Origin of the sequence: Okeania sp. SIO2C9, from assembly GCF_010672455.1 — a bacterium.
In the GTDB taxonomy this organism is placed as follows: domain Bacteria; phylum Cyanobacteriota; class Cyanobacteriia; order Cyanobacteriales; family Microcoleaceae; genus Okeania.
Genome location: NZ_JAAHGO010000083.1, coordinates 17,676 through 28,922, shown reverse-complemented (window position 1 = coordinate 28,922; position 11,247 = coordinate 17,676). Strand labels below are relative to the sequence as shown.

The window sequence follows — 11,247 nt, the reverse complement described above, 5'->3', positions numbered from 1 at the left end:
GATGGTTCTGCCACCTTCAATATAGTTTCCTGCCAATCCGCCAAAAACGGCCACTGCGCCACTCTCTCCTGCCACCTTGACCACTCAATAGGCACCACCCCTACTTCCACATCCGAACCACTCATCAATAGTTCCAAAGACTCCAATACCTGAGCCGGAGATATTGCACCCATCCCCTGCTGGTTTGCCCTCACATCTGCACCCCGTTCAGCCGCCTCTCCCACTTGAGAAACTGCTCCCCAATGAATACTCAATCCCGGTAACCCCATAGTTCGACGATAATGAGCCAAACCATCAAGAAACCCATTGGCTGCAGAATGATTTCCCTGACCAGGTGAACCCAACAGAGATGCTGCCGAAGAAAACAGCACAAAAAAGTCCAATGATTGATTGAGACTCAATTGATGCAAATGCCAAGCACCCTGCACTTTTGGTGCCATCACCTGTTCAAAACTAGACCAACTCTGGTTTTGCAGCACTCCATCTGATAACATCCCCGCCGAATGAATCACTCCTCCTAAGGGTCTATTTGACTCCTCTATTCTCTGCCACACACCTCTCATCGATTCCCCATCAGATACATCAGCTTTTTCCACTACCACGGACGCTCCTGCCATTTCCAACTCTGTTATTTTTTTCCTAGTAGCATCATCCGGTGAACGGCGTCCTAACAAGACCAAATGTTTAGCCCCCTTTGACACCATCCAATTAGCTACCAGTAAACCCAAACCTCCCATACCTCCTGTAATCAAATAGCTGGCTCCAGAACGGAAACTTAAAGGCTTTTGAGTCTTACCATCAGCAAGTTGTGCCACTGCTTCCCGATGATGAGTACCCACCAACCGAGCCACATAACGACTATCCCCACGCCATGCTACCTGGTTTTCCCTATCCTCCGACCAAATTTCTTGAAATAGGGCATCAGCCTGACGCTCTAAAGTCTCCTCTGGGTCCAAATCTATACGAGTACAGTTTAATTCTGGATGTTCCCAGCTAATCACTTTACCCATTCCCCACACCGAAGATTGAGCTACTCCTGGTATCACCGGATGATTATCGGGCACCGCCTGAGCACCATTTGTCACCAACCATAATCGAGGGACAGTTGATAACCCGCCTTTCACCAATGCTTGTACTAAAGATAGAGTTGTGCCACACCCTAACTTCGACAAACTTCCTAACTCCTCAGAATTAATCCCTTGACCCACTTCGGCTTCAGTCGTCCAACATTGTACCACTCCATACAATGATGGTGACTTTCCTGATACTGTCTCTATTACCTCCTCAAAATCTTCAGCTTGATTAGGATTAATGCTAAATTCTCCCGGAGCTATCTGTTGATACTTTTCCCCTGCAAATACTAAAGTACAAACCTCTCCTACTGAGCGGAGTAAAGTAGCTAACTGTTGCCCTACTCCCTGAGAGTCTGCCAGTATCAACCAACTCTTAGAACTATCATTACTTTGTTCTAACTTCCTTTGAGAGCCTTGAGCTACAATTACCGTTTGTTCTGAAAATGTTTCTGCCATTCCCTCCACTTCTGGCATTGTAACTACTTCAGTAAAACCTGTTTCTCTCAAAACATGATGCCATTTCTCTCTACTCAACAAAGGATAATCTGGTCGTAATTCATAATCACTGAATTTCCACCATCCTTCTAACAGTCCGAATATTAAATCTACCCATATGGTTTTAGCTGTTGCTTCATATAACACTAACATTCCCCCATCTGCTAAGAGTTCTCGCACATTGGATAATGTCTGCTTCATACTGGTAGTTGCATGAAGTACGTTAGCTGCAATAATTACGTCATATTGATGTGCCTCAAATCCTTGAGTTTTCGGGTCTATTTCTATGTCTAAGGTTTGATACTTTATGAATTTATAATCCCGGAATTTCTCTTGAGCTTTTGTTGTAAATAATGCCCCTATATCCGTGAATGTATATTCGGTTTGCCCTTGATTTAGATGAGGTAGGATATAGCTTGTAGTCCCTCCTGTTCCCCCTCCTATTTCCAACAACCTGAGCCCCCGGCTTTTGGGTAATTTTTCTATAGCTTTGGTGATGGATTTTTCTACTATTGTGTTCATCACTTTCGCTACTGTTGAGTCTTCATAAAGTTGAGTCGCTGCTGTCAAATCTCCTTGGGGGAACACTAACTCTACTGGGTCTATTGCTCCTCGTAATACCCCACTTAGTTTAGACCCACAACGCTCCAGTAGTGTCAATGCTGCTGTTTCTTCTGGATATTGATTCTGTAAACTGCTAATTTTTTCAGTGGGCTTGACTTCAGGTAAGGTTTGTGCTACTTCCCACTGCAGATTCTTTGACTTGAGTATTCCTGAATCTGTCAATATTTGCAGCAAACGCTTAAACAGTGGTCGATGGGTAGGAACTATACCTAATTTTTTGGCTGCTACATCAAATGCAAAGCTTTCCGTTGGTTTGTATGACCAACTCATTGACTGTAACGCTTGTACTATATAATCTCTGCTTAATTCTTCTAAGCTTGTTTGAACAGACGCACTTTTTTCATTATCTACTTGAGTTACTAATTCTGTCAGAGTTGGAGTTAATTTTTGGTTGATTTCTATAGGAGGTATGAGGAAATCTGGTGGTAGTAGTTTACCTAATATACCTTGGCTTCTCCACTCTACTTCATACAACCAATTTTTTATTGATTCGGTTTCTGTTCCCAGTAGGGTCTGTTTTGTTGCTAGTTTGACTTGTAAACCTTTAAGTGTGGCTATTATTTCTCCTGAAGGAGTTACTATGGTGACGATAGTAGTCAAACTTTCTGGAGTTTCCTCTTCTCGACTGGTTACTGATGCGTAGACCCATAGACTCAGCCCTGGATTCTTATATACTTTGAATTGTTCTATTCCTACTGGCAGATAAGTTTTGTCATTCTCTGTTACTGGCAGTGCATGAGACATTACTTGCAAGGCTGCATCTAATAGTGCTGGATGGAAATTATAGTCGTTTGTTTCTATTATCAATTCTTCGGGGAGTTTGATATAACCTAATGCTTGGTTTGAACCTGACCACAATTCTTGAATGCCTTGGAAGGTATTCCCGTAGTCTATCCCTACTTGTTGACATTTTTGATAATGTTGTTTGACTTCTATTGTTTGATTACATTCATTTTTGTATTTTTCTAGGTCAATTTTTGTCTGAGTAGGGGGGGCTAACTCTTTTCTGATTTTTCCTGTGGTGTGGAGTCTCCACTCCTGTTGTTCAAGTTGAGAAAATATTTGAAACTTGTAGTTGTGGTTATCTGTTGGGGTGAGTATGGTTTGGGCATTTGTCAATTCTCCTGTTGGTAGTATCCATCCTCTAGCTATGGTTAGGTCTTCTATTACTATCTGGGATGTTTTTAATTGGTGATTTCCTGCTGCTATTGCTATTTCTAGGTAGCCTGTTGTGGGAAATAGTGCTTGATTAAATACTCGGTGGTCTCTCAGATAGTTGGGTGAGTTTTCTCCTATTTGTGATGCAAATATTTGTTGTTCCCCTGCACAATTTAGCTTTTGACCTAATAGGGGATGGAGGTTTTCCCCTATTGACAATAGTTGTTTAGACCATAAGTTATTGTTGGTTTCTATCCAATATCGTTCTCCCTGGAATGGATATGTGGGTAATACTACTTTCTGGCGAGTATAATCAGAGTCAAACCCTGACCAGTCTATTTTGGCTCCTTTTACATATAACTTTCCTAAGCTTGATAGCATTTGTTCCCATTCATCCACCCCTAGACGTAATGATGGCAGCCATTCTCCTACATCTTCTGTTACACATTGTCTTCCCATTCCTAGCAATATTGGCTTAGGTCCGATTTCTAGGAAAGTTTCATATCCTTCCGACTCTAGAGTTTTCATACTAGTAGCAAATCTTACTGGTTGACGCACATGAGCTACCCAATATTCAGCAGTGGTTATTTCTGCACCTACTTCAGTACCTGTAACATTTGATATTAGTGGTATTTTTGGTTGATTATAGGTAATTTCTTTGGCCACTGCTTCAAATTCTTTTAGCATTGGTTCCATCAATGGGGAATGGAAAGCATGGGACACCTGTAATTGTTTGGTCTTAATTCCCATGTTTTTGAATATATCACAAATAGTTGCTATAGCTCCACTCTCACCAGAAATTACGATACTTTCTGGTCCGTTAACTGCTGCTATTGTTACTTGGGAATTATATTCTTTTATAGCCTCTGTTACCAGAGATTCTGATGCCATTACAGATACCATTTCACCACCGGAGGGCAACTTTTGCATCAATTTTCCTCGCATGGCTATTAGTTTGAGACCGTCTTCTAGACTAAATACTCCGGCAATACAAGCTGCTACATATTCTCCTACACTGTGACCCATCACCACATTGGGTTTGATCCCCCATGAATCCCATAATTTAAAGAGGGCGTATTCCAGGGCAAATATGGCTGGTTGGGTGTAAGCTGTTTGGTCAACTAGACTTGACTTTTGTGCATCTTCGGGGTAGATGATTTCTAATATAGATGTTTCTAGATAGGGTTGGAGAATTTGGTCACATTGCTCTAAAGCTTGACGGAAAGTTGGTGCTTGTTCATACAGTTGTCTTCCCATATTTACATACTGGGAACCTTGACCTGTGAATAGAAATGCTATTTTGGGACTTTCACTATTTAGTTGTCCTGAAAATACTCCTACTAATTCTTCCTTAGTTTTCCATCCCAGCAGTTTCTCTATTAATTCTATGGGGTCAGATGCAATCACCCCTAGTCGATGATTAAACTGAGCGCGTCCAGTGTTAGCCGTGTAACATACATTTGCTAGTTCTAATTCGGGATTAGTTTCTAGATAATTTTGATAATTACTGACTAAATCTTCTAAAGCCTTTTCTGTTTTTGCTGACAGAGTTAATAGATGAACTGGACGTTCAACAACATTCTGAGTTTTGACTTGAACTGATGCTTCTTCCAAAACTATATGAGCATTAGTACCACTCATACCAAAAGAACTAACTCCTGCCATCCTTTTCTCCCCCTTGGACAACCAAGGAGTAAGTTGAGTCGGCACCTTCAAAGGCATATTTTCCCAATCAATATAAGGGTTAAGATTAGCCAAATGCAGATGAGGTACAATTTCCTGATGCTGCAATTGCAAAATCACCTTAATCATACCTGCTATTCCCGCTGCCGCTTCCAGATGACCAATATTAGTTTTAACTGAACCAATATTCAAGAGATTTTCCCCTTCACGCCCCTGGTCAAACACCCTAGCTAAAGCTCTCACTTCCATCGGGTCTCCCAGAGAAGTTCCTGTACCATGAGCCTCCACATAACTCACTTGTAACGGTTCTACCTTTGCTGCTTTCAGAGCTTTCTGAATCAGTTTTTCCTGAGCCAGTTTATTCGGTACTGTCATTCCGCTACTCGGTCCATCATGGTTAACAGCCGAACCACGAATTACTGCCGATATCCTGTCCCCATCCTTCACCGCATCCGACAAACGCTTCAGTACCACAATGCCACATCCCTCTCCCCTGCCATAACCATCAGCCGCAGCATCAAAAGTCTTACACTTGCCATCTGGTGCTAGAGCCTTTAATTTTGATAGTGCGGTTGTCACTTCAGGAGAGAGAATTAGTTGGACTCCTCCAGCCAAAGCCAGGTTTGACTCACCATGACGCAGACTCTGACAAGCTTCATGGATAGCGACCAGGGATGATGAACAAGCTGTATCTATTGCCAGTGATGGGCCTTGCACTCCTAAAAAGTAAGATAACCTACCTGCTACAAAACAAAATCCATTTCCTGTGGCATCGTAATGGCTAATATCTCCTGCTGCTTGGCGGAGACCTAAATTAGCGTAATCATTTTGACCAATACCCAGGAATACTCCTGTCTGAGTGTTTTCTAATTGTTGGGGGTTAATACCTGCTCTTTCTAAGGCTTCCCAAGTTACTTCTAAAATAAACCGTTGCTGTGGATCTAGGCTATGAGCTTCTCGCTCGGAGATTCCAAAAAATTGTGGGTCGAACTTATCTACTTGCTCTACTAATGCTGCGTGACGGATATACATTTTCCCTGGGCTCTCAGGGTTGGGGTCGTAGTGGTAATCTAGATCCCAACGTTCTAGTGGAATCTCTGTAATGGAGTCTTGGCCATTGGATAACAGTTCCCAGAAGCTTTCTGGTGTGTTGGCATTTCCGGGAAACCTACAGCCTATACCGATGATAGCTATGGCTTCAGTTCTTGAGCGCTCCATCATCAATTTGGTTTCTGTTTCTTCAGAGGATGGGTCAATTTCTGTTGTTTTCCATCCCATTAATTCCTCTATATATAAAGATAATTTGGCAATGGTTGGATATTCGATGGCTATTGTCTCAGGTAAGTTGGTTTCTAGTTGATTTTGCAGTCGATTTTTTAATTCTACTGTCATCAAAGAGTCCATTCCCATTTCTACAAAGCCTACATTGACTTCTGGTAATTTAGACGAACTGAAACCCAGTACCTGAGCTACCTGCCTCCGAATGTGTTCGATTAAAATTTCTTGACGTTTCTCATTTGATGCTGCCTCTAATTTGGCTAACAATTCCCCTTTGACTTTCTGTTTCTGTGTATCTTGTTCTAACCATTCCTCTTGCTGTAATAATTCTCGTAGTAATGAATTGGTTTTCATACCACTCCCACTTTCTGCCAGTACCTGCCACTGTATACCTGCTACCCCTACCTGAGCTGTAGCAGATTTCTGGGTTAACAGTAAATCTAAGGCAGACATTCCTTCTTTGGGGGCGATTTCAGTTATCCCACTGTTCTTTATCCTATTTTGATGCTCCACTGCTAAACGAGCAGCCATGCCCTCAGAGGCCCATGCTCCCCAATTAATAGCTAGTCCTGATAATCCTTGGCTGCAACGATAACTAGCTAATGCATCCATAAAGGCATTAGCAGCAGCATAGTTTCCTTGACCAAGGGACCCTAACATCGAAGCTATTGAGGAGAAACAGACAAAGAAATCTAATGGCAGATTTTGGGTTAATGTATGTAAGTGCCAAGTTCCTATTAGCTTTGGTGACATAACTTTGGCAAAACGCTCCCAATTCATCTGTTGTATAGTTCCATCATCTACCACTCCGGCTGCATGAATTACGCCTTTGAGTGTAGGCATTGATGTCTGAATTTGTTCCAGAATTTTGCCTATATCTGCTTCAACAGAAACATCCCCTAACAACACTCTCACTTGGCATCCTGTTTCTTCTAATTGTTTTATGGACTCAGTCACTTTTTCTGTTGGAGGGCGACGTCCAGTTAAAACAATATTTTTCGCTCCTTTTTCCACCAACCATTGGGCAGTATGTAATCCTAAAGCTCCTAACCCTCCAGTTATTAAGTAACTACCATCTGATGATAAGGATAGGCCTTGAGAAAATTCTGGAGTATCTTTGTTAACTAGACGAGCTACATAGGTGTTTTCACCCCGCAAGGCTAGATGATCTTCTTGTTGTTGGTTAGCTAATAATTGCCATAACATTTCTGTCTCGTCTGCTGCTGGAGCTTGTGGGTCTAGATCTATTAGTCCTCCCCATAATTGGGGATGTTCTAGGGACACGACTCGACCTAGTCCCCACAAGGGTGAGGCTGCTAGTCCTGTTATGTGATTTTCTTTGTGGGATAATACTGACTGGGAACCACGGGTTAATAACCACAGTTCGGGAATGCTAGAGTTTTTGAGTAGGGTTTGTAACAGGTGCACTACGCTGCCACATCCCCAGATTTGGCTTGATTCTAATGTTTCAACTGTTAAGTATTTTGATGGAGGAGCGTCTAAACTCCACAAATGAATTAACTTCGTAATGGGAGTTTGAGTATTTTGTTGAATTTCTTGATACAGTTGTTCAAATTCTTGGGGAGTATGAGGGTTGAGTTGATAACTATTTGCTGTTAATTTTTGATAGTTCTCGCCTCGAGCAACTAAGCTGTATTCATGACCTTGTTGTTGTAATTTTTGGGCGAGTTTTTCGGCTACTCCTGTGGTGTCGGCTAAGATTAACCAATGAGTTGGTTGAATGTTTGTGTTTGAGTTGATTTGAGTTAGGGGTCGCCACTGAATTTCGTAGAACCAGTTTTTGATGGTTGCTGCTGTTAGTTGTCCTTGATGTTGTTGGGCTAATACTTCTAATATTTCTGGTAATAGTTTCAGTTTTTCTGATGAAAGTTGGCCTGTTGTTTCTAGTTGTTGGGTGAGGGTTTCTGTGTTTCCTTGGGTGAGTAGTTGGAAAATGGGAGTTTGATGAATATTGTCTGTGTTTTGATGTTGTTTCTGTTTGTTTTCTGTTGTTTCCACCCAATAACGTTCTCGTTGGAATGGATATGTGGGTAATGCTACTTTCTGACGATTATAATCAGAGTCAAACCCTGACCAATCTATTTTTACTCCTTTTACATATAATTGTCCTAAGCTGTAGAGCATTTGTTGCCATTCATCCATTCCTGGACGTAATGAGGGCAACCATTCTCCCACATCTTCTGTTACACATTGTCTTCCCATCCCTAATAATATTGGTTTCGGTCCTATTTCCAGGAATGTTTCATATCCTTGCTCTTCCAGAGTTTTCATACTCTGGGCAAATCTTACTGGTTGTCGCACATGACCCACCCAATATTCAGCGGTGCTTATTTCTGTACCTACTTTTTCACCACTCACATTTGATATTAGTGGTATTTTTGGTTCATTATAGGTAACCAGTTTGGCTACTCCTTCAAATTCTGTTAACATTGGTTCCATCAATGGAGAATGGAAAGCATGAGATACTTGTAGTTTTTTGGTCTTGACTCCAACGGATTCAAAGAAACTACAAATATTTGTTATGGCTTCACTTTCACCTGATATTACTATACTTTTTGGTCCGTTAATTGCTGCTATTGTCACGCTAGAGCTATATTCTTTTATAGCCTCTGTTACCTCAGATTCTGATACCATTACCGACACCATCTCTCCACCGGAGGGTAACTTTTGCATCAACTTTCCTCGCATGGCGATTAATTTTAGACCATCTTCTAAACTAAATACTCCTGCTATGCAAGCGGCCACATATTCTCCTACACTATGACCCATCACCACATTAGGTTTAATTCCCCAAGATTGCCATAATTTGAAGAGGGCGTATTCTATGGCGAATATCGCGGGTTGGGTGTAAGCTGTTTGATCTAATAAAGAATCACTTGACTTTTGTGCATCTTTAGGGTAGATTATTTCTAATAGAGGTACTTCTAAATATTCTTTCAGAATTTCATTGCATTGGTGCAGAATTTTCTGAAATGTGGGTTGAGTTTCATATAATTGTCGTCCCATCTCTACATATTGAGACCCCTGCCCAGTAAATAGAAAGGCTATTTTTGTCGTTGTTTGGCTTGTTAGTTGTCCTGAAAAGATGCCAGTAACATCCTCTCCCTGTTTGTATTGTTTGAGCTTCTCTACTAACTCTTGTTTCTCAGATGTAACTACAGCTAATCTCTGGTCAAATTTGGCTCTCCCGATGTTGGCTGTGTAGCAAATATCTCCTAAATTATTATCATTATTTTCTGCTTCTAAATAACTTTGATAACTACTAACTAAATCATCCAGAGCTTTTTCTGTTTTCGCTGACAGAGTTAATATATGAATAGGACGTTCCTTATTATCTCCATTTTTAACTTGTGACTTGTGACTTGTGAGTTCTCTCGGAGCTTCTTCTAAAACTATATGAGCATTGGTGCCACTAAAACCAAAAGAACTAACCCCTGCTATGCGACTTTTTCCATTTGTTTCCCAAGAGGTAAGCTTAGTCGCCACTTTTACTGGTAATTGATCCCAATCAATATAAGGATTTGGCTGATTCAAATGCAGTGATGGGGCGATTTTCTGATTTTGCAATTGCAAAACTACCTTCATTAAACCTGTAATTCCTGCTGCCGTCTCCAAATGACCAACATTAGTCTTAACTGAACCAATTATTACAGGTTGCTCTTGAGAGTGAGTTTTTTCAAACACTTTTCCTATTGCTCCTACTTCAATAGGGTCTCCCAAAGAAGTTCCTGTACCATGAGTTTCTATATAACTTAGACTAGCTAGGTCTACTCCTCCATTTTCCAACGCTTGACCAATTACTGCTTGCTGAGATGGCCCACTAGGTACAGTTAATCCACTGGTATCACCATCTTGGTTTATGGCTGTTCCACGAATCACTGCCAGAATATTATCTCCATCAGCTACCGCATCTGATAAACGTTTGAGTACGATCAAAGCACATCCTTCACTACGAACAAATCCATCTGCGGTAGCATCAAAAGTCTTGCATCGACCATCAGGAGATAACATTCCCGCTTTAGAAAGACTGATGCTATGCACGGGAGATATTAAGGTATTTACTCCTCCCGCTAGAGCTAAATCAGACTCTCTATTTCTTAAACTGGTAGTGGCTAAATGAACACTGACTAGAGAAGAGGAACAAGCTGTGTCTAATGCTAAATTAGGACCTTTTAGACCCAGAAGGTAAGAAATCCTCCCTGATGCTGTACTGTTGCTATTTCCTGAAGCTAGATAAGCATCAATTTGTTCAATACCTTGACTTAATATATTTTGAGTATAGGCACTACCACTAACGCCAAGAAATACACCAGTAGAAGTTCCTGTAAGTTGCTGAGGATTTATTCCCGAACGCTCTAAAGCTTCCCAACTCACTTCTAGGAGTAATCGTTGTTGAGGATCTAGATGAATTGCTTCTTTAGGAGAAATACCAAAGAAATTGGGATCGAACTCTTGTATTCGCTCCATGAAGCCTCCATAACGAGTAGACATTTTACCGGGAGCGCTAGGGTCGGAGTCGTAATATTTATCAATAGCCCATCGTTCTAGTGGCACTTCCGTAATCGCATCTACTCCATTTTGTAAAAGTTCCCAGAAGGCTTCAGGGGTAGATGCACCTCCTGGAATACGGCAACCCATTCCAATTATGGCGATTGGTTCCTTGCTTTGATTTTCGTATTTTTCTAGTTTGGAGTATGCCTTGTTGAGAGCTTTAAGCGCTCTTTCTAAATTTAAAGGAGAATTTAATTGTTGTTTTTTTTGTGTTTCTTTCCGATTCATTTTGTTTTGATTACGATAGAGTTGTAGTTTTTGAATGAGTAAATAGAAGTAGTTTGTGTTAGATCGTTTAGTTTGAGTGTCTAAAGTATAACAATACTCCGGACATTTTTTAGATGCCATAACGACTACAGGGTAA

Annotated in this window: 1 protein-coding gene; it reads right to left on the bottom strand. The window is 41.1% G+C overall.

Translation table 11 applies throughout. From position 1 onward, the window contains the following. A partial coding sequence (locus F6K23_RS34025) for a type I polyketide synthase (protein WP_293164603.1) occupies positions 1-11,111 on the bottom strand: 11,111 nt, incomplete at its 3' end. Between the last annotated feature and the right edge of the window lie 136 nt (positions 11,112-11,247).